The 24,232-nt window shown below is 65.4% G+C and carries 24 protein-coding genes and 1 tRNA gene; 13 read left to right on the top strand and 12 right to left on the bottom strand.

All coding sequences use genetic code 11. The annotated features are described in order from the left end of the window. Positions 1 to 35 precede the first annotated feature (35 nt). From VM621_RS03475 to rsmD, 4 genes are all read right to left on the bottom strand, one after another. Positions 36 to 293 (bottom strand): YfhL family 4Fe-4S dicluster ferredoxin, encoded by a 258-nt coding sequence (locus VM621_RS03475; protein WP_325467602.1) that lies wholly within the window; start codon positions 291 to 293, stop codon positions 36 to 38. 584 nt (positions 294 to 877) lie between these two features. After that, the gene (locus tag VM621_RS03470) at positions 878 to 1,381 is read right to left on the bottom strand and encodes a hypothetical protein (RefSeq protein WP_325467601.1); all 504 of its coding nucleotides are present in this window, start codon (positions 1,379 to 1,381) and stop codon (positions 878 to 880) included. A 17-nt stretch (positions 1,382 to 1,398) separates the two neighbouring features. Continuing rightward, positions 1,399 to 1,902 (bottom strand): pantetheine-phosphate adenylyltransferase, encoded by a 504-nt coding sequence (gene coaD, locus VM621_RS03465; protein WP_046968692.1) that lies wholly within the window; start codon positions 1,900 to 1,902, stop codon positions 1,399 to 1,401. Between the two features lie 26 nt (positions 1,903 to 1,928). Then, complete coding sequence (gene rsmD / locus VM621_RS03460) at positions 1,929 to 2,498, bottom strand: 16S rRNA (guanine(966)-N(2))-methyltransferase RsmD (RefSeq protein WP_325467600.1); 570 nt, start codon at positions 2,496 to 2,498, stop codon at positions 1,929 to 1,931. A 64-nt stretch (positions 2,499 to 2,562) separates the two neighbouring features. Here rsmD and ftsY point away from each other — a divergent pair, with 64 nt between their 5' ends. The 7 genes from ftsY (at position 2,563) to VM621_RS03425 (ending at position 7,357) form a co-directional block, all read left to right on the top strand. Next, positions 2,563 to 3,693, top strand: coding sequence for a signal recognition particle-docking protein FtsY (gene ftsY / locus VM621_RS03455; RefSeq protein WP_325467599.1), 1,131 nt, complete (start codon positions 2,563 to 2,565; stop codon positions 3,691 to 3,693). A gap of 29 nt (positions 3,694 to 3,722) precedes the next feature. Continuing rightward, on the top strand, positions 3,723 to 4,769 hold the full coding sequence (locus VM621_RS03450; RefSeq protein ID WP_325467598.1) for an AsmA family protein: 1,047 nt from the start codon (positions 3,723 to 3,725) through the stop codon (positions 4,767 to 4,769). Next, the gene (gene mutY, locus VM621_RS03445; protein WP_325467597.1) at positions 4,766 to 5,812 is read left to right on the top strand and encodes an A/G-specific adenine glycosylase; all 1,047 of its coding nucleotides are present in this window, start codon (positions 4,766 to 4,768) and stop codon (positions 5,810 to 5,812) included. Before VM621_RS03450 ends, mutY begins: the two co-directional genes overlap by 4 nt. Next, positions 5,809 to 6,087, top strand: a complete 279-nt coding sequence (locus tag VM621_RS03440) for an oxidative damage protection protein (RefSeq protein ID WP_325467596.1) — start codon at positions 5,809 to 5,811, stop codon at positions 6,085 to 6,087. Before mutY ends, VM621_RS03440 begins: the two co-directional genes overlap by 4 nt. Positions 6,088 to 6,153: 66 nt before the next feature. Further along, a tRNA-Phe gene (locus tag VM621_RS03435) sits at positions 6,154 to 6,229 on the top strand. 142 nt (positions 6,230 to 6,371) lie between these two features. Continuing rightward, positions 6,372 to 6,653, top strand: a complete 282-nt coding sequence (locus VM621_RS03430) for a hypothetical protein (protein ID WP_325467595.1) — start codon at positions 6,372 to 6,374, stop codon at positions 6,651 to 6,653. A 107-nt stretch (positions 6,654 to 6,760) separates the two neighbouring features. Then, positions 6,761 to 7,357 carry a hypothetical protein gene (locus VM621_RS03425; protein ID WP_325467594.1) on the top strand — a complete coding sequence of 199 codons (597 nt, stop codon included), beginning with the start codon at positions 6,761 to 6,763 and terminating at the stop codon, positions 7,355 to 7,357. A 6-nt stretch (positions 7,358 to 7,363) separates the two neighbouring features. Here VM621_RS03425 and VM621_RS03420 read toward each other — a convergent pair whose 3' ends face one another. After that, entirely contained in the window at positions 7,364 to 7,846 is a 483-nt protein-coding gene (locus VM621_RS03420; protein ID WP_325467593.1) for a hypothetical protein, read from the bottom strand. 182 nt (positions 7,847 to 8,028) lie between these two features. Between VM621_RS03420 and VM621_RS03415 the strand changes: the two genes are divergently transcribed. The 3 genes from VM621_RS03415 (at position 8,029) to parC (ending at position 12,413) form a co-directional block, all read left to right on the top strand. Beyond that, positions 8,029 to 8,862 (top strand): endonuclease/exonuclease/phosphatase family protein, encoded by an 834-nt coding sequence (locus tag VM621_RS03415; protein ID WP_325467592.1) that lies wholly within the window; start codon positions 8,029 to 8,031, stop codon positions 8,860 to 8,862. A gap of 161 nt (positions 8,863 to 9,023) precedes the next feature. After that, positions 9,024 to 10,064, top strand: a complete 1,041-nt coding sequence (locus VM621_RS03410; RefSeq protein ID WP_325467591.1) for a proline iminopeptidase-family hydrolase — start codon at positions 9,024 to 9,026, stop codon at positions 10,062 to 10,064. A 108-nt stretch (positions 10,065 to 10,172) separates the two neighbouring features. After that, on the top strand, positions 10,173 to 12,413 hold the full coding sequence (gene parC / locus VM621_RS03405) for a DNA topoisomerase IV subunit A (protein WP_325467590.1): 2,241 nt from the start codon (positions 10,173 to 10,175) through the stop codon (positions 12,411 to 12,413). 196 nt (positions 12,414 to 12,609) lie between these two features. Here parC and VM621_RS03400 read toward each other — a convergent pair whose 3' ends face one another. Next, positions 12,610 to 13,098: an 8-oxo-dGTP diphosphatase gene (locus VM621_RS03400; protein WP_325467589.1), complete on the bottom strand. Its 489-nt coding sequence runs from the start codon at positions 13,096 to 13,098 to the stop codon at positions 12,610 to 12,612. A 128-nt stretch (positions 13,099 to 13,226) separates the two neighbouring features. Between VM621_RS03400 and VM621_RS03395 the strand changes: the two genes are divergently transcribed. Then, a complete protein-coding gene (locus VM621_RS03395; RefSeq protein WP_325467588.1) occupies positions 13,227 to 14,015 on the top strand; it encodes a phosphodiester glycosidase family protein in 789 nt (262 codons plus the stop codon). A gap of 6 nt (positions 14,016 to 14,021) precedes the next feature. Here VM621_RS03395 and VM621_RS03390 read toward each other — a convergent pair whose 3' ends face one another. The 6 genes from VM621_RS03390 to map form a co-directional block, all read right to left on the bottom strand. Further along, positions 14,022 to 15,551 (bottom strand): hypothetical protein, encoded by a 1,530-nt coding sequence (locus VM621_RS03390; RefSeq protein WP_325467587.1) that lies wholly within the window; start codon positions 15,549 to 15,551, stop codon positions 14,022 to 14,024. 96 nt (positions 15,552 to 15,647) lie between these two features. Then, positions 15,648 to 16,778, bottom strand: a complete 1,131-nt coding sequence (gene dapE, locus VM621_RS03385; protein WP_325467586.1) for a succinyl-diaminopimelate desuccinylase — start codon at positions 16,776 to 16,778, stop codon at positions 15,648 to 15,650. 4 nt (positions 16,779 to 16,782) lie between these two features. Continuing rightward, positions 16,783 to 17,136 (bottom strand): Spx/MgsR family RNA polymerase-binding regulatory protein, encoded by a 354-nt coding sequence (locus tag VM621_RS03380; RefSeq protein WP_325467585.1) that lies wholly within the window; start codon positions 17,134 to 17,136, stop codon positions 16,783 to 16,785. 2 nt (positions 17,137 to 17,138) lie between these two features. Continuing rightward, on the bottom strand, positions 17,139 to 17,966 hold the full coding sequence (gene dapD, locus VM621_RS03375) for a 2,3,4,5-tetrahydropyridine-2,6-dicarboxylate N-succinyltransferase (protein ID WP_325467667.1): 828 nt from the start codon (positions 17,964 to 17,966) through the stop codon (positions 17,139 to 17,141). Further along, a complete protein-coding gene (gene glnD / locus VM621_RS03370) occupies positions 17,953 to 20,610 on the bottom strand; it encodes a [protein-PII] uridylyltransferase (RefSeq protein WP_325467584.1) in 2,658 nt (885 codons plus the stop codon). Before glnD ends, dapD begins: the two co-directional genes overlap by 14 nt. A gap of 70 nt (positions 20,611 to 20,680) precedes the next feature. Further along, entirely contained in the window at positions 20,681 to 21,454 is a 774-nt protein-coding gene (map, locus tag VM621_RS03365) for a type I methionyl aminopeptidase (RefSeq protein WP_325467583.1), read from the bottom strand. A gap of 353 nt (positions 21,455 to 21,807) precedes the next feature. Here map and rpsB point away from each other — a divergent pair, with 353 nt between their 5' ends. Together rpsB and tsf are read left to right on the top strand one after the other, a co-directional pair. Then, positions 21,808 to 22,656: a 30S ribosomal protein S2 gene (gene rpsB, locus VM621_RS03360; protein WP_325467582.1), complete on the top strand. Its 849-nt coding sequence runs from the start codon at positions 21,808 to 21,810 to the stop codon at positions 22,654 to 22,656. 85 nt (positions 22,657 to 22,741) lie between these two features. Then, on the top strand, positions 22,742 to 23,620 hold the full coding sequence (tsf, locus tag VM621_RS03355; protein ID WP_325467581.1) for a translation elongation factor Ts: 879 nt from the start codon (positions 22,742 to 22,744) through the stop codon (positions 23,618 to 23,620). The last annotated feature ends 612 nt before the right edge of the window (positions 23,621 to 24,232 follow it).

Genomic DNA, 24,232 nt, shown 5'->3' with positions numbered 1-24,232 from the left:
ATCGGTGAGATTAACCGATGCGGCCGGGCAAGGGCTTACGAGGCGGCTTTCGCCATCAGGTGCTCGTACTTGAGCATCAACTGCTCGCGCGATTCCACGTGGTCGGGATCGTTCGGGATGCACTCGACCGGGCAGACCTCGACGCACTGAGGCACGTCGAAATGACCCACGCACTCGGTGCACAGGTCGGGATTGATCTCGTAATACACCTCGCCAAGCGAGATGGCCTTGTTCGGGCACACGGGTTCGCAGACGTCGCAGTTGACGCAGGTGTCGAGGATGATCAGGGACATGGCGGCCATTTTACCCCCAAAGAGGGGGCGGTCGCGGATTGGAGGCTGTTTCGCGCATTGCCTGGGGGCTGGCTCGCCTTCGTTTGGCTCGAGGTTTCGTGGGGTCGAGCGCAACGCTCGCTGCTGGTGGGTCTTCGTTCGACGCGATAGGGGCTGACCCTCGACATTACGAGGACGATGTTGTGGGAGCCGCTTCAGCGGCGATGTTGTGGGAGCCGCTTCAGCGGCGATCTTGTGGGAGCCGATTCATCGGCGATCCCGCGGCAGCGGGCCAGGGTGCGGCAAGCACCCATCGCCGCTGAAGCGGCTCCCACAGTAAAGGCACCCCCGGTCGGAGCCCGACCCGGCCCGCAGGGCAATAAGTACACGGCCGCGGCACGCGGCCCTTCCGACGCGGGGCCCGGGGCGGGTCGCCGAAGCGGGGCCCCGAGGGTGGCGCCCGCTGGCTCTTGCGACGCAACGCGAGCCGAACGAAGGCGAGGCCAAAGGCGGGCCAGCCCCCCCCCCCCTAACACGGATGCAAAGAGCAAAAAAAAGGCGCCGCAGGTGCGGCGCCCTTCGTTCGACACCGTTCGCCGGGTCGATCAGTACGCGACGAAACGGTACGTGGCACCGGTCGGGGCCAGAGCGTCGGCGACGCGCTGCTGGTCGGCCTGGTCGCCGATGAACAGCACGATGACGTTCTTGAACGAACCCGCATTCGCGCCCTTGAAGGCTTCGACGATGAGGTCGGCCGTCTTCGCCGATTCCGGGCCACCGAAGACCAGCATGTTGCCCGGGGTGACGCCGCGGGCGACCGTGCCCTGGACGTTCTCGAGCTGGCGGGCGCGACCGTCCTGGCCGGCCTGGTCGTCGCCGGCGGGTACGAAGTACGGGAACGGGCGGTCGGCCGTCATGCCCTGCATGTTCTTGCGCACGATCTGGCCGAAGTACTGGCTCCAGGCCTTGGTATCGGTCGGATTGGTCGGCTTGGCGAGGGCGGCTTCCTGCTGCGTGGCAGCCTGATCGGCGTCTTCCGACTTGTTGCAGGCCGAGAGGGCCAGAGCGGCGGTCAGGGCCACGGACGCGGCGAGAACGAACTTACGCATGATGATCACCTTTGTTTTCAAGAGTTGCGCCAGCGTTGGCGCATGGCCTGCTGCACCGCCGGATGCACGAAGCCGGAGATATCGCCACCCAGGCGACCGATTTCACGCACTAGCGAGGAGGAAATGAAGCTGTACTGCTCGGCTGGCGTCAGGAACAGCGTCTCGGCCTGGGGAATCAGGTGACGGTTCATGCTGGCCAGCTGGAACTCGTACTCGAAATCCGACACGGCTCTCAGACCACGCAGGATCACGCCTGCGCCGATCTCGGCGACGAAGTGGGCGAGCAGGCAATCGAAACCGCGGACTTCCACGTTGGGCAGGTCGGCCAGCGCCAGGCGCGCCAGCGCGATGCGCTCGCCAAGGCTGAAGCCGGGGCCCTTGTTGCGACTCTCCGCCACGGCCACGACGATGCGGTCGAACAGCGGCGCGGCACGGGACACCAGATCGGCGTGACCGTTCGTGATCGGATCGAACGTGCCGGGATAAACGGCAAGTCGCGGATTGGCCGGCAGAGAAGTCATGAAGGCGGGTCGAAGGAAAGCGCGGGCTAGCTTAACGGATCAGCCGGGGTGCGGCGATAGAGGGCGTAGGCCACTTCTCCGGCGTGACCCTGGCGATGCGGGAACCAGTTGCCAGGAAGGCGGAAGGTCGCACCGCGAGGAGCCTCCACGTAAATCCAGCCATGGGCGGCAATCCACCCACCCTCTTCCAGTTGTCCTGCGGTGTCCGCCCAGATATCCAGGGCAAAGGGCGGGTCGAGCAGGACGACGTCGAACGGGCGGGCGGGACCGCGCAGCCACCGCGATGCATCCTCGCCGACGACCTCGCCGCCGACCTTGAGTCGGGCCAGGTTCGCCTTGAGCGCGGCAGCCAGCCTGGTGTCGCGCTCGACGAAGGTAACCGCGCCGGCGCCGCGGGAGAGCGCCTCGATCCCGAGCGCCCCGGTTCCGGCGTAGAGATCGAGGCAGCGCGCCCCGCCAACCACGGGCTGCAGCCAATTGAACAGGGTTTCGCGGACGCGATCGGCCGTGGGCCGGAGTCCGGGCAGGTCGGGGACGTCGAGGCGGGAGTTGCGCAGGGTTCCGCCGATGATGCGGACGCGACCGGAGGCGCTCATCGCTCAGCGGCCAGTGAGGACGGGAGTGCTAGCATTCGCCTATTGTCTTTGAATCGCTGGCGCAATGCTCAAGTTCTGGAAGAAGAAGCCCGTCGAACCTACCGCGACACCCGATGTCGCGCCGCCCGAAGAGCGCGTGGACAAGGCTGCCGACGCCGCCTCGATCGACGCCGGCCCGGCGGTCTCCGAAGCCCTTGCCGAAGCCGTCCTGCCCGAGACGGAAGCTCCCGAGGTGGAGCCCGACATCGAGGAAGCCTCGATCGTCGAAGCGGCCCAGCCGGTCAAGCGAAGCTGGCGCGAGCGCCTGTCCGGCAGTGGCTTCGCCAAGAGCCTCAGCACGCTGTTCGTTCGTCATCCCAAGCTGGACGACGATCTCCTCGACGAGCTGGAAACGACCCTGATTACCGCCGACGTGGGCGTGGAGGCCAGCGGCAAGCTGGCCGAAGACCTGCGCAAGCGCATGCACAAACGCGAATTCGCCGATGCTGGAGACCTCCTGAAGGCCCTGCGCCGTGAACTGGTCGCGTTGCTCAAGCCGGTGGAAAAGCCGCTGGACGTCACCACGTCCACGCCCTTCGTCATTCTCACCGTCGGCATCAACGGCGTGGGCAAGACCACCACGATCGGCAAACTGGCCCGCCGCTATTCGGACGAAGGCCGCAGCGTGATGCTCGCCGCGGGCGATACGTTCCGCGCCGCCGCGGTCGAGCAGCTGAAGACCTGGGGCGAACGCAACAAGGTCCCTGTCGTTTCGCAGGGTCAGGATGCGGACTCGGCAAGCGTCATTTTCGACGCGCTCCAGGCCGCCCGTTCCCGTGGCACGCAGGTCCTGATCGCCGACACCGCGGGCCGCCTGCACACCCAGGGCGGACTCATGGACGAGCTTGGCAAGATCGGCCGGGTGATGAAAAAGCTCGATGCCGCCGCCCCACACGAAGTGCTCATGGTCATCGACGGCACGACGGGCCAGAATGCGATCAGCCAGCTTCGCCAGTTCCGCGACACCGCAGGCGTGACTGGCCTTGTGGTCACGAAGCTCGACGGGACCGCCAAGGGCGGCGTGATGTTTGCGCTGGCCCGCGAGTTCGGGCTGCCGATTCGCTACGTGGGGCTGGGCGAGACCGCCACCGACCTGCGCGTCTTCGACGCAGAAGCCTTCGTCGACGGCCTGTTGCCGGCGAGCCTCGGTGGCTGAGTGAGCGTCGCATCGAAAGCGTCGCGGCCATGAACCGTCGACTGCGGATCGGCTTGCTCGCCGTCGCCGGACTTGTCGCAGCGATCGTCGTCGCGGCGCTTATCGCCATGTACGTCGTGCTTCAGCCGGAGCGTTTCACCGCGCTGCTGCAGTCACGCGCCCGGGCCGCCGGGCTCGAGCTTACACTGGCCAGTCCGGCCAGCCCCACTCTCTGGCCTAAGCCCTCGCTGGAACTGGATGGCATCACGCTGCGCGGCAATGCGGGCGGCACGCCACTGATCGTCGCGTCACGCGGGAAGCTCGTGCTGCCGTGGCGCACCCTGATGGGTGGCGAGGCGACAATCTCGCGACTCGAGGTCGAAGGCGCGCGTATCGACCTCGACGCCGTCTCCGCCTATATCGACTCGCTTCCGCCGCGACCCTCTACCGCAGGCGCGATCCTGCCCGCCATCGATGCCGGTTTCCGCGTCTCGCGAAGCACCCTGCTTCGCGGCAACCGCCTGCTGCTTTCCAACGTCGACATCGATGCCGGGCGTCTGGCCAACGATCATCGTTTCACGCTGACGATCAATGCGAGCACGGCTGACGATGCCCCTTACGCGCTCGACCTCGCGACGACGCCTTCGCTCGCGCGCGGCATACTGACGCTCGACGACCTCGACCTGGACATAGCCGGCAAGGGCCGTTTCAGCGCGACGTTGCGCGGCGATGCCACCTGGCGAGGAGGCGCGGATGTCGGGGCCTCGATGGCCGGGCGAGTCACGCGCACCGCTGCGGCGCCCTACGACGTCGTGCTGGGTATCACGCCGGCGAACCAGCAGGACCCGCTATCGATCGCCATGAAGATCGACGGCGAGCAGGACCACGCGGACCTGCACCTGCCGCCGCTCGCGTTGGCCGATTGGTGGACGGGCATGCAGGCCGGGCATTCGCCGACCCTGCCTCCCGTGCAAGGCAGCGTCGACGCCACGCAGGTCGATATCGGCAGCGTGCATATCAAGGGCCTGCGTGTCCGCGCCACGCCGGTGTCGCCGGCCGCAAGTTCCACCGTGATCGCTCCGGCTGCTTCGCCATGAATCCCTTCGCTACCGAACTGCTGCGCTGGTACGACCATCACGGCCGCAAAGACCTCCCCTGGCAGCACCCGCGCGATGCGTACCGCGTATGGCTGTCGGAGATCATGCTGCAGCAAACCCAGGTCGTAACGGTGATCGGCTACTTCGAACGCTTCGTGCAGCGGCTGCCGACGCTCGCCTCGCTGGCGGCGGCGGACGAAGACACCGTGCTGGCACTGTGGTCCGGTCTTGGCTATTACCGTCGGGCGCGCTTCCTGCACCGGGCCGCACAACTGTGCGTCGAACGCCACGGCGGTGAATTGCCGCGCGACATCGATGCCTTGCTGGCGTTGCCGGGCATCGGCCGTTCCACCGCCGGCGCCATCCTTGCCCAGGCGTATGGACTGCGTTTTCCGATCCTGGACGGCAACGTAAAGCGCGTGCTCGCCCGCTATCACGGCATCGCCGGACATCCGGGCGAGAGCGCCGTGGAAAAGCGCCTGTGGGTGTTTGCGGACGAACACACTCCCGCGGCGCGCACGGCGGATTTCACCCAGGCGATCATGGACCTCGGTGCCACCGTCTGCGTACGCAGCAAGCCGCTGTGCCCGCTGTGCCCGCAAGCCGCCAGATGCATCGCCTTGCGAGACGGCCTGACCGCGACACTGCCCACGGCCAAGCCCGGCAAGAAAATCCCGACCCGCGCGCTGTCGATGCTGCTGCTGCGCGACGCTCACGGTCGCGTCCTGTTGGAAAAGCGCGGGGCTCAAGGCGTGTGGTCGGGACTGTGGAGCCTGCCCGAGGCGGAGGATGTCGCAGCGGCCGGCAGCGTCGCCTCCCGTCTCGCCCGCGTCGGCGAAGCCGATCCACTACCCGCCTTCACCCACGTCTTCAGTCACTACCGACTGGACGTTTCACCCATCCTGTTCGACCATGCGGCCCCGCTTGCCGCCGTGGCCGACCGCCCCGACCGGCGCTGGTGCGACCGCGACGAGATAGCCTCGCTCGGCCTGCCCGCCCCGGTACGCACGCTGCTGGACAACCTTCCGGAGATATCCCCATGACGCGCATGGTTCACTGCGTGAAACTCGACCGCGATGCCGAAGGCCTCGACTTCGCCCCGTGGCCAGGCGACCTCGGCAAGCGCATCTACGAGAATGTCTCCAAGGAAGCTTGGGCGCAGTGGCTGAGCCACCAGACCATGCTGATCAACGAGATGCGCCTGTCCCCGCTCGACCCGAAGACGCGCGGTTTCCTCAGTGGGGAAATGGAGAAGTACTTCTTCGGCGGCGATGTGGTGCAGCCCGCCGGCTACGTTCCGCCCGAACGAGAGGCTTGACGTCGGCCCTCGCAACGGATTTAATACGCGGCTCCACTCGCCGCAACGCTCGTTGCAGGCTCCTGTGGCTCGGTAGCTCAGTTGGTAGAGCAGGGGATTGAAAATCCCCGTGTCGGCGGTTCGATTCCGTCCCGAGCCACCATTTCCCCGCACTTGCAGACCATCGCGATAGCAGCGGCGTCACACACTCTCCCTCTTGCTCCATACCCTGCGCATGTCGTCGCGCCGGGGCATCGTCTGCGCGTATGCTCATACGCACGGCGATGGACAACGACGGGTGACTTATGCGGATCGCGCTGTTGGTTTGTATGGTCGGCCTTTCCGCCGGATGTACCGAGGCCAGGCGGATAACGCTTCCTGATGGTGACCAGGCCTTTCTGGTCACCTGCAACACAGGCTCTCAGGACATCGGCGACTGCTACAACAAGGCTTCGGGTCTGTGCCATGGGCCCTACGAAGTGATCGACCGCACCGAGGGCGCGCAAGTCCAGTACAGCGCCAAGCCGTACACGGCAGCCGGCGGCGCCATGGCGAGGCGGGACATCACGGTTCAGTGCCGTGGCTGAGTAGCCGCATCCACGGAAAAATACGACCGTATCGCGGGGGCGATGGCTACAGACCGATCCGTTGCCGCTGGGCGAGCATGGGCTCGGCCCTGGCGGAGACACCTCTCATGACGAACCCGAACGTAACGATCGACGGGCAAAAACCGGTCTCGATTCTCAATTCAGACATCTACGAGGCGCGATACGCTCGTGTTTCCCAGCCAGGACTCACGGAGGGTCATCCAGTGGTGCTCGAAGCCTTGCTCAAAAGTATCGACGGCCGCCTGCAAACCATGGACGCGCGCCTGCAGAAGGTTAGCGAAGATGTCGGTGAATTGAAGGTACAGGTAGCCGCGGTTGCGATCCGACTGGATGTCGTGGAGAGCCGCCTCGATGGCATCGACAGGCGCCTGGATCGCATGGATGATCGCTTTGACCGTATGGATCAGCGCCTTGACCGCATGGACGAACGTTTCGACCGTATGGACGAACGTTTCGACCGCATGGATCAACGTTTCGATCGCATGGATCAGCGCTTCGATGCGGCGGAACGCCGTCAGGGAACTTTGGAAACCCGGCTCGACCGCATCGAAACCAACCTCGCCGGCCTTCCGACCTGGAAGGGCGTCGGCGCCGCGAGCGCCACCGTGGCCCTCGGTTGCGGCGGCATGGTCGCCTGGATGGCTAACGGCGGCGCAAAAACGCTGGGCAGGCTCTTCGAATAACGTCCGTCAGGTGTTCACATCGCGGCCCGCGTCGCCTTCGCACTGTCGAAGCGCCACGTTGAGGCTGGCCTGCTCATCGATTCGGTCCAGACCGGCGGGCTGTCCCGCAAGCATGCCGCCGATACGACGAATCCTCGCGTCCATCGCCACGCGAAGTTGTTCCCGGCCTTGCTGACCGCAGGGTGTGCGCGGCTTCCACGCCGACAGTGCGGCGGCCCGCGACGCGAGCACCCTCTGACGCTCCGGTGCCTGGTCATGCCCCGCACGCTGTGCCTCGGTCACCTGTGCCTGCCATTCGGCAAGCGCCGCACGCAGGTCCGCGATGTCTGCCGCCTGCGCCGTGGCGTCCGCAGTCCGTGCGCGATGAGAGGCCGTGAACGCCAGCATGGCGGTGGTCGCCGAAGCCACGAACGCGATCAGAATCACCACGAGTGCGACGCGGCGGCCATTGGCGCCGGATGCCGGCATCTCAGGCTCGGGATTGTTCATGTCCGCTCCGCTGCTGCGTAAGATCGCCTCATTCTGACCGATCCTCGGGACCGGTGGATCCCGCCGAGAGCGATCCGGGGCGCGACATGGTGTCGCTCGCAGGTGCGACCCAGGTAGCGGACATGAACTCGTTACGTCGATATATTCGGAAGACTCCCCCTGTCAGAAGGCAGCCTCCCCACATGGTCCGGACGTCCCGACTCGCCCTTTTCGCCGCACTGGTCGCATCCATCGCCCAGCCCGCCATCGCCGAGGAACTCCGGGTGATGTCGTTCAACGTGCGCACCATTACCGGAAAGGATGGCCCGAACCGCTGGGAGGCTCGGCGGGACCTGTTCGCCGATACCATCCGGCAGCTTCATCCGGACGTGATCGGCACGCAGGAACTGGCTCAGGAACAGGGCGACGACACCGTCTCGCGCCTTCCGGAATACACCTGGTTCGGCCGCGATCGCTTCGGCGGCCATGCTGACGAGCACATGGGCATCTTCTACCGAAAGGACCGCCTCAAGCTGATCGATAGCGGTGACTTCTGGCTCTCCGATACCCCGGACAAGGTGGCCAGCATCACCTGGGGCAACCTATTCCCGCGCATGGTGAACTGGGCGCTGTTCGAACGACGCTCGGACCACAAGCGCTTCTACCTGCTCGATACGCACTATCCGTACCGTGATCAGGATGAAGACGCACGGTCCCGTAGTGCGCATGAAATGGCGGCGTGGATAGGCAAGTTGCCTGCCGGCGTGCCCGTCATCATCACCGGCGACTTCAACACCGGCCCGGAAAGCGAAGCGCACGCCACGCTTACGTCCGCGCTCAAGGATGCCTGGCCCACGGCAGCCAAGCGCGAGGGCCCGGAAGAGACCTTCCACGACTTCACCGGCAAGCCGACGAAGCGGATCGACTGGATTCTCTATCGCGGCGTGGAAGCCACGTCGGTGCAGACCGTGACGACCTCGAAAGACGGCCGTTATCCGTCCGACCATTTCCCCGTCGAAGCGAACTTCACGCTTTGAGGCCGTACATGCGGCCACCGGCAACGCACTGACCGGTCGGCTTCCGGGTGGATGTGGGGGACGCTCGCTGCGGAACCTTCGGAAAGGTGAACGGGCCTTGGCGACTTGCCAGCGCGGCGGCGCCCGGCGATAGTCGGCGGCATCACCTGGGGGACAACGATATGCGCCGTCTGCTTGCCGCCGTTACGCTGCTGCTCGTCACCGCTTGCGCATTTGCCGCGCCCGCCGACAGCTCACCGCCCTCCCCTTCGTATTTCGATCATGCCGGCCACGACGACGTCCTGTCGGGTGGCGTGAAGATGATCACCATCGATACGCCCAAAGGCAAATTCAGGGTCTGGACCAAGCGGGTCGGCAACAATCCGACCATCAAGGTACTGCTCCTGCATGGCGGCCCTGGCGCCACGCACGAGTACTTCGAAGCCTTCGACAGCTATTTCCCCGGTGCCGGTATCGAGTATTACTACTACGACCAGCTGGGCTCGGCCTTCAGCGACAAGCCTACCGACGAATCGCTGTGGGAAATCCCGCGTTTTGTCGACGAGGTGGAGCAGGTTCGCCAGGCCCTGCACCTGGACAAGGACAACTTCTATCTCCTCGGCCACTCGTGGGGTGGCGTGCTCGCCATCGAATACGCGCTGAAGTATCCACAGCACCTCAAGGGCCTGATCGTTTCCAACATGGTCGACAGCATTCCCGCCTACAACGAGTACGCGACGAAGGTGCTGATGCCGGCGATGGACCCGAAGAAGCTCGCCGAGGTCAAGCGCATGGAAGCCCAGAAGAAGACCGACGACCCAGCCTATATGGCCATTCTGATGCCGATGCACTACGAGCAGCACGTATTGCGCATGCCGTCCGGGCAGTGGCCGGAGCCGGTACTGCGCTCGTTCGGTCACATCAACGAGCAGATCTACGTGTCCATGCAGGGACCCAGCGAACTTGGCGCCAGCGGCAAGCTGCTGCATTGGGACCGCAGCAAGGACCTGAAGACGATCAAGGTCCCCACGCTGGTGATCGGCGCCCGATACGACACGATGGACCCGAAGTACATGGAGGCCATGGCGAAGAAGATGCCCGATGCCCGGTTCCTGCTTTGCCCAAAGGGAGCCCATCTGGCGATGTACGACGACCAGCAGACGTATTTCACCGGGTTGATCGGGTTCTTGAAGGATGTGGATGCGGGGAAGGCGTTGCGCTAGAGGGTGAGGAGGCCGGTCCGCGATCCGGTCTACACCTGTGAGACGGCTTTCTGGCAACATCACCCGGTTAACGACGCGCCGTAGCGCGCCAGCCGGACAGCCAAGCCCATGAATCTGCAAGCCAATTACGAACAGATCCCGCTCAAGGACTACGCCGAGCGGGCGTATCTCGACTATTCCATGTACGTGGTACTGGACCGCGCGCTGCCCTTCGTGGGTGACGGGCTCAAGCCGGTGCAGCGCCGCATCATCTACGCCATGAGCGAGTTGGCCCTGTCGGCCACGGCGAAACCGAAGAAGTCCGCGCGCACCATCGGCGACGTGATCGGCAAGTTCCATCCGCACGGCGACTCGGCGTGCTACGAAGCGATGGTGCTGATGGCCCAGCCGTTTTCGTACCGCTACCCGCTCGTGGATGGTCACGGCAACTTCGGCTCGCCGGACGATCCGAAGAGTTTCGCCGCGATGCGCTACACGGAATCGCGCCTTACGCCGATCGCCGAGGTACTGCTTTCCGAACTGGGCCATGGCACGGTCGACTGGGTTCCGAACTTCGACGGCACGATGGACGAACCCTCGTGGCTGCCCGCCCGCGTGCCGCATGTGCTGCTGAACGGCTCGATGGGCATCGCCGTCGGCATGGCCACCGATATCCCGCCGCACAACCTGCGTGAAGTCGCCAGCGCCTGCATCCGCCTGCTGGACGATCCGGACGCGACGATCGCCGATCTGTGCGAGCACGTGCACGGCCCCGACTACCCGACGCTTGCGGAGATCATCACGCCGCGCCGCGAGATCATGGCGATGTACCAGAGCGGCGGCGGCTCCGTCCGTGCCCGCGCCGTATACGAGCGCGACGAAGGCAACATCGTCATCACCGCGCTGCCGCACCAGGTGTCGCCGTCGAAGATCCTCGAGCAGATCGCCGCGCAGATGCGGGCTAAGAAGCTGCCGATGATCGAAGACCTGCGTGACGAATCGGACCATGAAAACCCGATCCGCCTGGTGCTGGTGCCGCGCTCCAACCGCGTCGATGCCGACGAAATGATGCAGCACCTCTTCGCCACGACCGATCTGGAAAAGAGCTTCCGCATCAACATGAACATGATCGGCCTGGATGGCCGCCCGCAGGTTAAGGACCTCAAGATGGTCCTGACGGAGTGGCTGCGTTTTCGCACCGACACCGTCACGCGGCGGCTCAACCATCGCCTGGGCCGGGTGGAACGCCGCCTGCACCTGCTCGATGCCCTGCGCATCGCCTACCTCAACCTGGACGAAGTCATTCGGATCGTCCGCACCGAGGAAGAGCCCAAGCCGGTCCTCATCTCGCGTTTCCGTCTCGACGAGGAACAGGCCGACTACATCCTCGAGACCAAGCTGCGCCAGCTGGCCCGCCTCGAGGAGATGAAGATCAACGAGGAAACCAGCAAGCTCGAGGAAGAGCGCGCACGCATCAGCGTGTTGCTGAAGTCGCCCGCCAAGCTGAAGAGCCTGATCAAGGAAGAACTGCGTAGCGACGCCGAGAAGTATGGCGACGAGCGTCGCTCCCCGCTCATCGAGCGCAGTGTCGCGCAGGCGCTGGACGAGAGCGCCCTGGTCGCTTCCGAGCCGGTCACCGTGGTGCTCTCGCAGAAAGGCTGGGTCCGTGCCGGCAAGGGCCACGACATCGACGGCGAGGCGCTGTCCTACCGAGATGGCGACAGCTTGCTGGCCATATCCCGTGCGCGTACGACGCAGCAGGTCGCCTTCATCGATTCCACCGGCCGCGCCTATGCCACGCCGGCGCACACGCTGCCTTCCGCGCGCGGCAACGGCGAACCGCTCACGGGCCGCTTCAGCCCGCCGGCCGGAGCCAGGTTCGATGCCCTCGTAACGGCGGATAACGACACCCGCGTCGTGCTGGCAACCGACTTCGGCTACGGCTTCGTGACACGCTTCGAAGCGCTGACCGGCCGCCAGAAGGCCGGCAAGCAGATTATCTCGCTCAGTGACGGTGCCCGTGTCCTCGCGCCTGCCATCTCCGCCGATCCGTCGCGCGACCGCATTGTCGTGGTCACCGGCGAAGGCCACCTGTTGATGTTCTCGGTGGCGGAACTGCCGGAACTGGACAAGGGCAAGGGCAACAAGCTCATCGAGATTCCGAAGGCCAAGCTGTCGTCGGGCGAAGAGCGCGTGGTCGGTGTTGCCGTCGTTACCGAGGGCAAGGGCGAAATCACTCTGTACGCCGGTCAGCGCAAGCTGACCCTGAAGTGGGCCGACCTCGTGGAATACGGCGGCAGCCGGGCGACGCGAGGCGGCGTGCTGCCGCGTGGGCTGCGCCGCGTGGAGCGCATCGAGACGACCGGCTGAGGTCTGGCTGGCGGCCCCTGCCGGGGCCGTCGCCGCTGAAGCGGCTCCCACACAGAGCGGCTGTTGTGGGAGCCGCTTCAGCGGCGATTCTTGCCCCCTGTGGGAGCCGCTTCAGCGGCGATTCTTTGCCCCCCCTGTGGGAGCCGCTTCAGCGGCGATTCTTGCCCCCTGTGGGAGCCGCTTCAGCGGCGATTCGTCAGAGCCGCGTCACGCTCCATGAAACCATCCGCCCGTCCTTGTACGGCATGACGCCATGGAACGGCCGTGGATCGGCGTCGAAAACCAGCGGCAGGAAGTGACGATCGCCCTCCCACATAGGCAGGCGATCCAGCTCGGCCACCGGCACCCACTCCAGCTTGCCCTCGGGATTGGACTCGAGCGGCGTGCCGGCGTAGCGGTCGACGATGAAGATGAAGCCCAGCCAGTCCTCGCCGTTCTTGCCGAAGCCAGGCCAGTTCAGCGTGCCACGCAGGCGCATCTGGAGGCATTCGATGCCGGCCTCCTCCATGATCTCGCGCCGCATGCACGCGGCGATGTCCTCGCCCGGCTCCATTTTCCCACCCAGGCCGTTGTACTTGCCCAGGTGCTGGTCGTCCTGGCGGGCGTTGCGGTGGATCATGAGGACGCGCTGGCCGTCCGGCGATATCACGTAGCCTAGTGTGGCAACGATGGGCGTATAAGGCATGGCGGTGGCAACAAGGGGGAAAAACCCCGGAGTTTACCCCCTCGCCATGCGAAGGCGGCGTTTCGCCCCTTGCGCGGCCGGAGCGACCCGGCGAACATCGACGGATGCCCCACCCGCCGCTTTCCCGCATGACCCGCCCCTTCCTCGTTCGCATCGCCATCGTGGCCGGCCTGGCGGCTACCGCCATGGGCTGCGTCGCGCCGGCGGACGCCGTCGACAGCCGCGACCTGGTGTTCGACAGCCAGTCCTATTTCGCCGTCACCGTCGACACCCGCCGCGAAGACATCGAGCTGTACTGGCGCAATCCGGAAACGGACCAACCGTTCAGCACGATCGATGCGCTCAGGACCTGGACTTCGGCCAGGGGCCGGCCGCTGTCGTTCGCGACTAACGCGGGCATCTACGATCGCGACTTCAAGCCGCTTGGCCTGTATGTCGAGAACGGCAAGGCGCTCGTCCCCTTGAACCTGATTCACGGCAACCCGCGCTCGGGCAACTTCTCACTGTTACCCAACGGGGTTTTCGCCGTCTACGACGATGGCAGCGCCGATGTTCATACCAGCGAAGGATTTCGCGACGCCGCCCGTAAGCCGAAGTGGGCCACGCAGTCGGGCCCCATGCTGGTGATCGACGGCCAGATCAATCCGCAGTTCGACAACGGCTCGGACAGCATGAAGTGGCGCAGTGGCGTGTGTGCCAAGTCGCCGCATGAAGTGGTCTTCGTGGTCAGCCGGGCACCGGTCAACTTCCACAGTTTCGCGCGGCTGTTCCGCGACGAGATCGGCTGCCGCGACGCTCTGTTCCTCGACGGCACGATCTCGCAAGCCTTCACGCCCGACGACGGCTACGCGGGCGCGCCGGCCTTCATGACCAAGCCCTACGCGGGCATGATCGCGGTGTTCCCCAAGCAACGGTAGTCCGCCTCAGTCGTAGGGCATCATCAGCTTGATGCTATCGCTCCAACCGACGCGCGCCTTCGCTTGCAGTGTCCGGTCGGGCGGCTGCGCCGGGGTCGCGCAATTGGGACCATTGAAGCATGTATTCCAGCCCGCCTCGTAAATCATGCTGTATGACAGCTTGCGCCCTTCGTTACCGCGCAACGGCAGCTCCCAGATGATTTCGTACTGGGGATTGAGGGTCGCGGCCAGCGGCGTCGCCTGGGCAAGGCTACCTGCGTGTTCGCGTGCATTGACCCACCGGTAGAGGGCGGGAATATCCGGGGTCCATCGGGTAGCCCGATAGAAGACGGAGTCGGCGCTGGTCCGTGTCTGTACCAGCTGCATTTCCGATTGCGCGACGTCCGTCGTCGCCTTGACGATGTTCAGGCTGAAGCTCATGTTTGGCGTCACCTTCCCTGTCGTGTCGACGGAGACGCCGGCCTGCGCATTGCCGCCGACGATGAATCGCTCGGCCCGGGAAACCGTAACGACGCCGTCGATCGAATCGGCGGGATACAGAGATCGCAACCGCGGCTCCCGCGGACACCCGGGAAGATCAGGTGCGTCCGGCACTTCGCAGAGGAACAGATTTGTCTTGGACGAGCGGGGGAAGGACGAGTCTACGGGCCACGCCGAGCCAACATCGTCGTTCCTGGTCGGACCCCACCCGCTATGAATGGACGCGTCGAGCAGGCGCCGCATTCCACCGCCAACGGCATCGAAGTACCCTTCGGTGCCGTCGCGCCGGCCAAAACCGCTGCCCCCACCCTCGCCCACGGTCTTGGTCCAGAGCAGGAACGTCGTCCCCTTCGGATCGAGGGGATCGTCGTTGCGAAACAATCCCCATTCGGCGACCACGCTCAGTCGAGGCTCGTCCGTGGAGCGAAAGGGGGCAATCGTGAACTGAGGGGGCTCCGCGAGGCGCACCGACAAATTCCCGTACTGGCACCAGCGCCGCATCTCGCTGGCAAAGACCCGCTTTTCCTCGACGTCCGGAAGCCGATGGCTGAACAAGGTCGTGGCCAGCTTCCTGCGAAATGCGCGGCAAAGCGACGATGGCGACGACGCGGTAAGGTCGAAGGTCAAGTCAAACGATCGATTCGGGCTGTCGGCCGAACGAACGTCACGGACCACGGACTCGCCGACCGCCTCGCGCTCGGCCCAGACCCATCCACTCAATATCTTCAGGCGGTGGGCCGCATCGGTGGCGTCGAAGCCGAAGATACCCAAGCCGTCGGCTGAATCCAGCACGATAGTGTTGGTTGTCGGCCATGCGTAAACGCGATCGGGCTTGAGCAGACCGAGCATCGACGACGAACCCGTCAGGGCAACTCGCCTGCCCTCGTCGAGCCACGCCTCGATCTGCAACTCGACCTCGACGAAATCGTCGTTGTCGTCCACCGTCAGGATCGTCAGGCCCACGACACTGGTGTCGTCCTGGACCATCGCCACCGACGAATGGCAAAACCCGACGGAGGTCAGCACCGCCAGGGCGATCCGCGCATTCACTCTCATGTTCGTATCCGTACGTCCGCCCGTTATCGAGCGGAGAGAGCTTCGTGCTTGCACCGCGAGCGGGCTATCGGCGAACGCCGCCGCAAACGCCGGCGATCAGCGCAACATGCGCTCGCAGATTTCCGCATACAAGTCGGGCAAACGCTCAAGGTCGGCAATCGATACGCACTCGTCCACTTTGTGAATCGTCGCGTTCACTGGGCCCAGCTCGATGACTTCGGCACCCATGGGGGCGATGAAGCGGCCATCCGATGTACCGCCGCCCGTGCTCTGCTCGGGATCGATCCCACACAGGTCGCGGCAGACCCCGACCACAACCTCGCGCAGATGACCGCCCGGCGTAGCCAGGAACGGATGTCCGGACAGGTGCCAGTCGATCGAGAATTCCACGCCATGCGCGCGAAGGACCGCCTCGGTACGCTCGCGCAGGGCATCGGCGGTGCTGGCGGTGGAGAAACGAAAGTTGATCAAGGCGACCAGTTCGCCGGGAATGACGTTGTTCGCACCCGTACCGGCGTTGATGTTGGACACCTGGAACGATGTCGGCGGAAAGTCCGCATTGCCTTCGTCCCAGCGCTCCGCCGCCAGGACGGCCAGCGCGGGAGCGAAGCTGTGGATCGGGTTCTTCGCCTTCTCCGGATACGCCACATGACCCTGGACACCGTGCACGGTCAACGTGCCCGAGAGCGAGCCACGACGCCCCACGCGAATGAGATCGCCCAGCTTCGCCTTTGCCGATGGCTCGCCGACGATGCACGCGTCGATGCGCTGACCCGTCGTCGTAAAGTGCTCGACGACCTCTCGCACACCGTGCAGCGCCACGCCTTCCTCGTCACTGGTCAGCAGCAGACCGACCGTCCCCGGATGCGCCGGATGCGCCTGCACGAAGCGTTCGAGCGCGATGACCATCGCCGCCACCGAACCCTTCATGTCTGCCGCGCCGCGACCGTAGAGCATGCCGTCGCTTTCCGTGGGTACGAACGGTGGCGAACGCCACGCGTCCTCCGGACCCGAGGGCACGACATCCGTATGCCCAAGGAAGGCCAGCACGGGACCGTCATGGCCGTGAGTCGCCCACAGGTTGTCGACATCGTCGAAGCGCAGGTGCTCGATGTGGAAGCCAACGGCGGCGAGGCGCCCGGCGATGAGTTCGAGACAGCCTGCGTCCTGCGGCGTGACCGAGCGGCGGCTGATGAGGTCGCGGGTGAGGTCGAGGACGGCAGACATGGCCTTACTTGCCGAAGCGTTTCTTGAATGCATTATCCGTGAAGCCGACAGCGACGTCGTCGCCGTCGACCACCACCGGCCGCTTGATCAGCGCCGGGTATTCCTTGAGCAGCAATGTCCACTCCGGATCGCTACGCGGATCCTTGCGCTGCGGCAGCAGGGTGCGCCAGGTGGTCGACGCCTTGTTGACCAGCTTGTCCCATCCGCCAATCTTCTCCGCCCAGGCTTTCAGCGTTGCCGCCGGTACCGGGTTCGCCCGGTAGTCGACGAACTCGTGGGCCACGTCGAAGCGCGCAAGCCAGTTGCGCGCCTTCTTGCAGGTATCGCAGTTGGGCAAGCCGTAGAGGGTGACGGTCATGCTCACTCGCCGCTACGCAGGAGTTCGTTGATACCGGTCTTCGAACGCGTCTTTTCGTCGACCTGCTTGACGATGATCGCGGCGTAGAGACTATGGCTTCCGTCCTTCGCCGGCAGGTTCCCGGCGACGACGACGCTGCCTGCCGGTACGCGGCCGTAGCTGACCTCGCCCGTGGCACGATTGTAGATACGGGTGGACTGGCCGAGGAACACGCCCATGCCGATCACCGACCCCTTCTCCACCACCACACCCTCGACCACTTCGGAGCGCGCGCCGATGAAGCAGTTGTCTTCGATGATGGTCGGCTTGGCCTGCAGCGGCTCGAGCACGCCACCGATGCCGACGCCGCCGCTCAGATGCACGCCCGCACCGATCTGCGCGCAGGAACCCACCGTTGCCCAGGTATCGACCATGCTGCCGGCACCGACATAGGCACCGATGTTGGTGTAGCTGGGCATCAGCACGGCATCCTTCGCGATATGCGCGCCACGTCGCACCAGCGCGCCCGGCACGATGCGCGCGCCGAGGCTGGCGTACTCGGTGGCATCGCCGTCGGCGAAGCGCAGCGGGACCTTGTCGAAGGCGCTCGACGGTCCGCCGTCCATCACGCGATTGCCGTTCATGCGGAAATACAGCAGTACCGCTTTCTTCAGCCATGCGTTGACCGTCCAGCCGCCCTTGCCGTCCGGTTCGGCGACACGGCGCTCGCCGGACTCGAGCAGGTTGAGCACCTGATCGACCGCTTCGCGCAGGCTGCCTTCGATTTCGTTCTGGTTGAGGTTGGCGCGACGTTCGAAGGCGTCGTCGATGAGGGACTCAAGCGTTTGCATCTGCATTCAAGCTGTTCCTGGGGTTTTCGAAACCGATGTGACGAAGCAGGCAGTCGCGCACGACCTCGCGGCGTTGCGGAGATAGCGGTGCGTTGCTGCGATCGGTGAGTTGAAAGAAATCTTCGACACGCTCGCCGAACGTCGCGATACGCGCATCATGCACGCGCACCTCGGCTTCGGCCAGCGCCTGGGCGACGGCGGCGAGCAGGCCGGGCCGGTCGGTACACACCAGCGCAAGTTGGGTGCGCTCGCCGGCCTCGACGAACTCGATGCGCGGAATCATCTGGAAATGCCGCAGGTGGCGCGAAAGGCTGCGTTTGGGCGGCCCCTGCCCCGCCGGCTGATCGAGCGCGCGTAGCATGCGCGAGCGCAGCTCTTCGGCGCGCTGAAGCGACGCAGGCGCCTGCGAGTCGGACTCGAGCAACAGGAAGGTATCCAGTGCCTTGCCGGTGCTCGACACGAGGATGCGGGCCTCGACCACCGAGAAGCGCAGGCGGTCGAGCATGGCCGTCACCGTGGCGAACAGGCCGTCGCGATCGGGTGTGTAGATGAAGAGCTCGGTACTGCCGCGCACCGAAAACGGGTGCACTTCCACCAGCGGCATGACGCCGCGGGCACGAAGGATCGCCGCCGTCTGCCACGCGATCTGCTCGGGTCGGTGGCGGAGGAAGCTCAAGTCCGGGAATTCTGCCCATATCCTGGCGATGTCATCGGCCGCCACGTGCTCGGCGACCAGCATGGCCAGTGCCCGTTCGCGCGTTTCCCGCAGGCGTACGCCGGCATGGGCCGGCGAGGCGAGGTCGCTGCGCAGGGCGAAACGCGTGGAGGTGTAAAGGTCGGCGAGGAGCCGGTCTTTCCAGGCGTTCCAGAGTTTGGGACTGGTGCCGATGATGTCGGCGATCGTCAGCAGGTAGAGATGATCGAGGTGTTCCCAGTCACCTGCCGCGGCACCGAAACGGTGCACCACGTCGGGATCGGTAATGTCCTGGCGCTGCGCGGTCGTGCTCATGAGCAGGTGATGGCGCACCAGCCACGCGACGAGGTCGATCTCTTCCTCGGGCAAGCCCAGTCGCGCACAGAACGCCCTGGCGTCCTCTTCGCCCAGCTTCGAATGGTCTCCGCCACGCCCCTTGGCGATGTCGTGGAACAAAGCGGCCAACAACAGCAGTTCGGGCTTTTCGACGTGGGGCCAGATTTCGCACGCGATGGGGAAGTCGCGCCGCGCGGCGGGGTCGGCGAAGCGGGCCACGTTACGCAGGACGCGCAGCGTGTGTTCGTCCACCGTATACACATGGAACAGGTCGTATTGCATGCGACCGACCACCTTGCCGAATGCCGGCAGGATCGCGGCGAGCAAGCCATGGCGGTTCATCCGCCACAAGGCTTCCACGGCCGGGGCGCCACGCCTCAGCAGCGCAAGGAACGCGCCGAGCACCTGGGGGTCGTCGGCCAGCGATTCGCCGTGCAGCGAAACCGCGTGCTGGATGCGACGCATGGTCTCGGCGGTGAAGCCGGTGATTCCGGGCTCGTCCAGGCGCGCGATGAAGATTTCCACCAGTGAGGCTGGACGGCGTGCGAACAGCTGCGGATTGCGCAGCGAGATGCGCGATCCGTGTCGCACATAGTCCGTGCCCACCGGCAACGCCTCGGTGGGGGGGTCGAGCATCTCCTCGAAGCGCTCGACCAACTGGGTGCCGGAGCGCTCGATCTGGGTCGCCGCGCGGTAGTAGCCCTGCATGAACTGTTCGACGCCGAGATTCTTGGCGTGTTCGTCCTCGAAGCCCAGCCGCATGGCCAGGCCGCGCTGGTAGTCGAACAGGAGGCGTTCTTCCGCCCTCCCCGCTTCAAGGTGCAGGGCATAGCGGTAGCGACGAAGCGTCTCCTCGGCGCGTACCAGTCTGGCCGCTTCGACCGGCTCGAGCAGGCCTTCCGCCACCATGTCGTCGAAATCGGGCGCATCGGCCAGGCGCCGACCCAGCCAGCGCAGCGCGTCCAACGTGCGCAGGCCACCGGGGCCGTCCTTGAGGTTGGGCTCGAGGTTCTGCGCCGTATCGTCATAGCGCGCGTGACGGCTGTCGCGCTCGGCGAGGCGCGCGGCGAGGTACTCGCGAGGGGGCCACAGGGCCGGATCGTCGAGGATGCCGCGAAGGCTTTCGGCAAGGATGGGCCAGCCGGCCAGGCGTCGTGCGTCGAGCAGGCTGGTGAACACGCTGGCGTCGCTGGCGGCCAGTTCACGGCACTGCTCGACGGTACGCACGGCGTGGCCGGGCTTCAAGCCGATGTCCCACAGGCAGCCGAAGAAGCTCTCCAGCGCCCGATGCAGGGCCGGCGACGTCTCCGCCACCAGGGCCAGCAAGTCGACGTCGGACGCGGGAAACAACATGCCCCGACCGAAGCCGCCCACGGCGAACAGGGCCCCGGCGGCCATGTCGCCCAGACAGGCACCCCAGACGTGGACGACGATACGGTCGACGATCTCCGAGCGGCGACGAGCGAGCGCCGAGGCGTCTTCACCTTCCCGGAAGGCAACGGTGAGCGACCGGTCGACGTCGCCCAGCAGCTGGCGGAGCGAGCGTCGTGCTTCAGGCGATACGCCCGAACGCGGCACGACGGCGGGCAGGCGTGGAAGCGGCGGAAGCGTCACGTCGGAGCCCTCTGCGGTGATCGGCACATGGAGCGAACGGTGGCCCTGGCGAACCACCGTCGGTGGAGCGTCAGGCGGCGTGGGCGTCCGGCCAGGGGGTCAGGATCTCGAAACCATCGTCGGTCACGGCGATGGTGTGCTCCCACTGGGCCGACAGGGAGTGGTCCTTGGTGACCACCGTCCAGCCGTCCGGCAGCGACTTGGTCTGCGGCTTGCCGGCGTTGATCATCGGCTCGATGGTGAAGGTCATGCCCGGCTTGAGCTCCAGACCGGTGCCGTTACGGCCGTAGTGAAGGACCTGGGGCTCATCGTGATACACCTTGCCGATGCCGTGTCCGCAGTACTCGCGAACCACCGAGAAACCCGCCGCTTCGGCGTGCTTCTGGATGGCGGCGCCGACGTCGCCCAGCGTGGCGCCCGGCTTCACGGCGCGGATGCCCTGCATCATCGCCTCGAACGTGGTGTCGACCAGGCGCTTGGCCAGCACGCTGGGCGTGCCCACGAAATACATGCGGCTGGTGTCGCCGTGCCAGCCGTCCTTGATCACGGTGACGTCGATATTGACGATGTCGCCGTCTTTCAGGACCTTGGTCTCGGTCGGAATCCCGTGGCAGATCACATGGTTGACCGAGGTACATACGGTTTTGGGAAAGCCCCGGTAGCCCACGTTGGCGGGGATCGCCTTCTGCACGTTCACGATGTGATCGTGAGCCAGACGGTCCAGCTCCTCGGTGGTGACACCGGGCTTGACGTGGGGCACGAGCATGGCCAGCACCTCGGCGGCCAGCCGGCCGGCCTCGCGCATGTGCTGGATCTCTTCGGGGGTCTTCGGTACGACGGCCATGATGGTTCTCTCTTTTCCTTTCGCCCTCAAGGGAATGGGCCTGCCACATCAGGTGGCGGCGCCCCTGCCGGAAATCCACCCTCGGCTTGCGGCCGGGCGGCTCCGGAGGCTACAATTAGCGAGTTTTGCTGTCCGGCGAAGCCACTTTCACGTGGCCACGGCGGCGATACGAAGCGCGATTGTAACCGTATGAAGCCAGCATTGGCCCCACGCAAGCATCGCTTTTAACGCCACACACGCATCGGCACCGCCTTCGGGGTGCCTGGCCCGACAGGGCCGGGTCGAAGTCGGGGATGCGTGGAGGTCCCAACCCCCATAGAACCGCTCGATGCGGTTCGCCCAGGAGTCATTCCATGGCACAAGTCACCATGCGCGAAATGCTGGAAGCCGGCGTCCATTTCGGCCACCAGACCCGTTACTGGAACCCCAAGATGGCACCGTACATCTTCGGCGCCCGCGGCAAGATTCACATCATCAACCTCGAGAAGACCCTCCCGCTCTTCACCGATGCGATGAACTTCCTCTCGGGCCTCGCCCAGAAGGGCGGCACCGTCCTCTTCGTCGGCACCAAGCGCTCCGCCCGTGAGTCGCTGGCCGAAGAAGCCGCGCGCGCCGGCCAGCCGTTCGTCACCGCCCGTTGGCTCGGTGGCATGCTGACCAACTTCCGCACGGTCAAGCAGTCGGTTGCCCGCCTGAAGGAACTCGAAGCCGCCGAAACCGACGGTTCGTTCGAGAAGCTGGTCAAGCACGAAGTCCTGGCCCGTCGCCGTGAGCGCGACAAGCTGCAGAACTCGCTGGGCGGCATCAAGGACATGAACCGCCTGCCGGACGCCCTGTTCATCGTCGACATCGGTCACGAAGACATCGCCGTCCAGGAAGCCCGCAAGCTCGGCATCCCGGTCGTCGCCGTCGTCGATACCAACTACGACCCGGCCCTCGTCGACTACGCCATCCCGGGTAACGACGACGCCATCCGCGCCATCCAGCTGTACGCCCGCGCCGCCGCCGACTCCATCCTGGAAGGCAAGGCCGCCTCGCCGAACGCCGCCCGTGGCGACGCCAACGAGTTCGTCGAGCTGGACGAAGAAGGCAATCCGGTCGCGAAGGACAACGCCCCGCGCGGCGACCGTCGTGGCGCCCCGGAAAAGAAGGGTGGTCCGCGTCGCGAAGGCGGCCGTGACGGTGGTCGTGGCCGCGCGTAAGCGCCCCGCCCCGTCGAGCTCTTCCGTTTCATCCGGCGCCGCGGCATGTCCGCCGCGGCGCCCATCAAAACTTTGAGGAACTACCATGGCTGAGATTTCCGCCAAGCTCGTCAATGAACTGCGTCAGCGTTCAGGCGTCGGCATGATGGAGTGCAAGAAGGCGCTCGTCGAAAACAATGGCGACATCGAAGTGGCGATGGAATGGCTGCGCAAGAACGGCATGGCCAAGGCTGACAAGAAGGCCGACCGCGTCGCTGCCGAAGGCCTCATCGCCGTCGCGCAGAAGGCTGGCGTTGCCGCCCTGGTCGAAGTCAACAGCGAAACCGACTTCTCCTCGCGCAACGAGCAGTTCATCCAGTTCACCAAGGACGTTGCCAACGTCGCCCTCGAGTCCGGTATCAACGACATCGAGGCACTGAAGGCTGCCAAGCTGGGCGAGAACACCGTCGAAGAAGGCGCCAAGGCGCTGACCGTCACCATCGGCGAGAAGTTCGAAGTCCGCCGCATGGCCAAGGTCGAGAGTGAAGGCACCATCGGCGCGTACTCGCACAGCGGCCGTATCGGCGTGCTCGTGGCACTCAAGGGCGGCTCGGACGAGCTGGCCAAGGGCATCGCCATGCACGTCGCCGCGATGAACCCCAAGTTCATCAAGGTCGAAGACGTCCCGGCCGACTTCCTCGCGAAGGAAAAGGAAATCGAGCTTTCCAAGATGACCGACAAGGACAAGGCCAAGCCGGCCGACATCCTCGACAAGATCATCTCCGGCAAGGTCAACAAGATCCTCGCCGAAGTCACGCTCGTCGGCCAGCCGTACGTGCTCGATGGTGACATCACCGTCGCCGACGCCCTGAAGAAGGCCGGCGCCGAGATCGTCACGGTGCAGCGCCTGGCCGTCGGCGAAGGCATCGAGAAGGTCGTCGACGACTTCGCCGCCGAAGTCATGAAGCAGGCTGGTCTGGCGTAAGCCTTTCCTCCTGGCAGTCCCCGAAAGAGCCGCGAGCAATCGCGGCTCTTTTTTTGCTCTCGCGGCGGGCTAGCCAGCAGGCGGCGCTTCGTTCGCTGGCGACGCCGACCGCGCCTCAACATGTGGAGAAATCTCCCACAAATGGCGATCTACCTACATGTGGGAGCCGATTCATCGGTGATCCCGCGACAGCGGGCCAGGATACGGCTGCGGCAAGCACCCATCGCCGCTGAAGCGGCTCCCACAAATGATGATCTCCCACAAATGACGATCTACCTGCATGTGGGAGCCGATTTATCGGCGATCCCGCGACAGCGGGCCAGGATGCGGCCGCGGCAAGCACCCATCGCCGCTGAAGCGGCTCCCACAAGAAGCGGCTTCCACAACAACCACCCCGGTCTCGCCGGCGGTACTCTCCCCCAATCCACCTCGACGTGCGGAAGAGCCGGCGGGTGCCACCCTCGGGGCCGTTTAGCGTAGGCGAGGGCTCCGACTGGATCAGGCCCGCAGGGGGCCGGCCAGGGATGGCCGGCCGTTTTCGCGCGACAGGAGTCGCGTCGAAAACCCCCAGTCGGAGCCCGACCCGGCCCGCAGGGCAATAAGTACACGGCC

Source organism: Luteibacter sp., from assembly GCF_035539195.1.
Classification (GTDB): domain Bacteria; phylum Pseudomonadota; class Gammaproteobacteria; order Xanthomonadales; family Rhodanobacteraceae; genus Luteibacter.
Note: the sequence above shows the minus strand (reverse complement) of the source record. Positions and strands in the feature narration are given on the sequence as shown.

What these genes read in the sequence shown, in the direction of transcription:
- VM621_RS03475 (WP_325467602.1), bottom strand. Translation starts at nt 293, where the DNA reads ATGTCCCTGATCATCCTCGACACCTGCGTCAACTGCGACGTCTGCGAA.
- VM621_RS03470 (WP_325467601.1), bottom strand. Translation starts at nt 1,381, where the DNA reads ATGCGTAAGTTCGTTCTCGCCGCGTCCGTGGCCCTGACCGCCGCTCTG.
- coaD (WP_046968692.1), bottom strand. Translation starts at nt 1,902, where the DNA reads ATGACTTCTCTGCCGGCCAATCCGCGACTTGCCGTTTATCCCGGCACG.
- rsmD (WP_325467600.1), bottom strand. Translation starts at nt 2,498, where the DNA reads ATGAGCGCCTCCGGTCGCGTCCGCATCATCGGCGGAACCCTGCGCAAC.
- ftsY (WP_325467599.1), top strand. Translation starts at nt 2,563, where the DNA reads ATGCTCAAGTTCTGGAAGAAGAAGCCCGTCGAACCTACCGCGACACCC.
- VM621_RS03450 (WP_325467598.1), top strand. Translation starts at nt 3,723, where the DNA reads ATGAACCGTCGACTGCGGATCGGCTTGCTCGCCGTCGCCGGACTTGTC.
- mutY (WP_325467597.1), top strand. Translation starts at nt 4,766, where the DNA reads ATGAATCCCTTCGCTACCGAACTGCTGCGCTGGTACGACCATCACGGC.
- VM621_RS03440 (WP_325467596.1), top strand. Translation starts at nt 5,809, where the DNA reads ATGACGCGCATGGTTCACTGCGTGAAACTCGACCGCGATGCCGAAGGC.
- VM621_RS03430 (WP_325467595.1), top strand. Translation starts at nt 6,372, where the DNA reads ATGCGGATCGCGCTGTTGGTTTGTATGGTCGGCCTTTCCGCCGGATGT.
- VM621_RS03425 (WP_325467594.1), top strand. Translation starts at nt 6,761, where the DNA reads ATGACGAACCCGAACGTAACGATCGACGGGCAAAAACCGGTCTCGATT.
- VM621_RS03420 (WP_325467593.1), bottom strand. Translation starts at nt 7,846, where the DNA reads ATGAACAATCCCGAGCCTGAGATGCCGGCATCCGGCGCCAATGGCCGC.
- VM621_RS03415 (WP_325467592.1), top strand. Translation starts at nt 8,029, where the DNA reads ATGGTCCGGACGTCCCGACTCGCCCTTTTCGCCGCACTGGTCGCATCC.
- VM621_RS03410 (WP_325467591.1), top strand. Translation starts at nt 9,024, where the DNA reads ATGCGCCGTCTGCTTGCCGCCGTTACGCTGCTGCTCGTCACCGCTTGC.
- parC (WP_325467590.1), top strand. Translation starts at nt 10,173, where the DNA reads ATGAATCTGCAAGCCAATTACGAACAGATCCCGCTCAAGGACTACGCC.
- VM621_RS03400 (WP_325467589.1), bottom strand. Translation starts at nt 13,098, where the DNA reads ATGCCTTATACGCCCATCGTTGCCACACTAGGCTACGTGATATCGCCG.
- VM621_RS03395 (WP_325467588.1), top strand. Translation starts at nt 13,227, where the DNA reads ATGACCCGCCCCTTCCTCGTTCGCATCGCCATCGTGGCCGGCCTGGCG.
- VM621_RS03390 (WP_325467587.1), bottom strand. Translation starts at nt 15,551, where the DNA reads ATGAGAGTGAATGCGCGGATCGCCCTGGCGGTGCTGACCTCCGTCGGG.
- dapE (WP_325467586.1), bottom strand. Translation starts at nt 16,778, where the DNA reads ATGTCTGCCGTCCTCGACCTCACCCGCGACCTCATCAGCCGCCGCTCG.
- VM621_RS03380 (WP_325467585.1), bottom strand. Translation starts at nt 17,136, where the DNA reads ATGACCGTCACCCTCTACGGCTTGCCCAACTGCGATACCTGCAAGAAG.
- dapD (WP_325467667.1), bottom strand. Translation starts at nt 17,966, where the DNA reads ATGCAAACGCTTGAGTCCCTCATCGACGACGCCTTCGAACGTCGCGCC.
- map (WP_325467583.1), bottom strand. Translation starts at nt 21,454, where the DNA reads ATGGCCGTCGTACCGAAGACCCCCGAAGAGATCCAGCACATGCGCGAG.
- rpsB (WP_325467582.1), top strand. Translation starts at nt 21,808, where the DNA reads ATGGCACAAGTCACCATGCGCGAAATGCTGGAAGCCGGCGTCCATTTC.
- tsf (WP_325467581.1), top strand. Translation starts at nt 22,742, where the DNA reads ATGGCTGAGATTTCCGCCAAGCTCGTCAATGAACTGCGTCAGCGTTCA.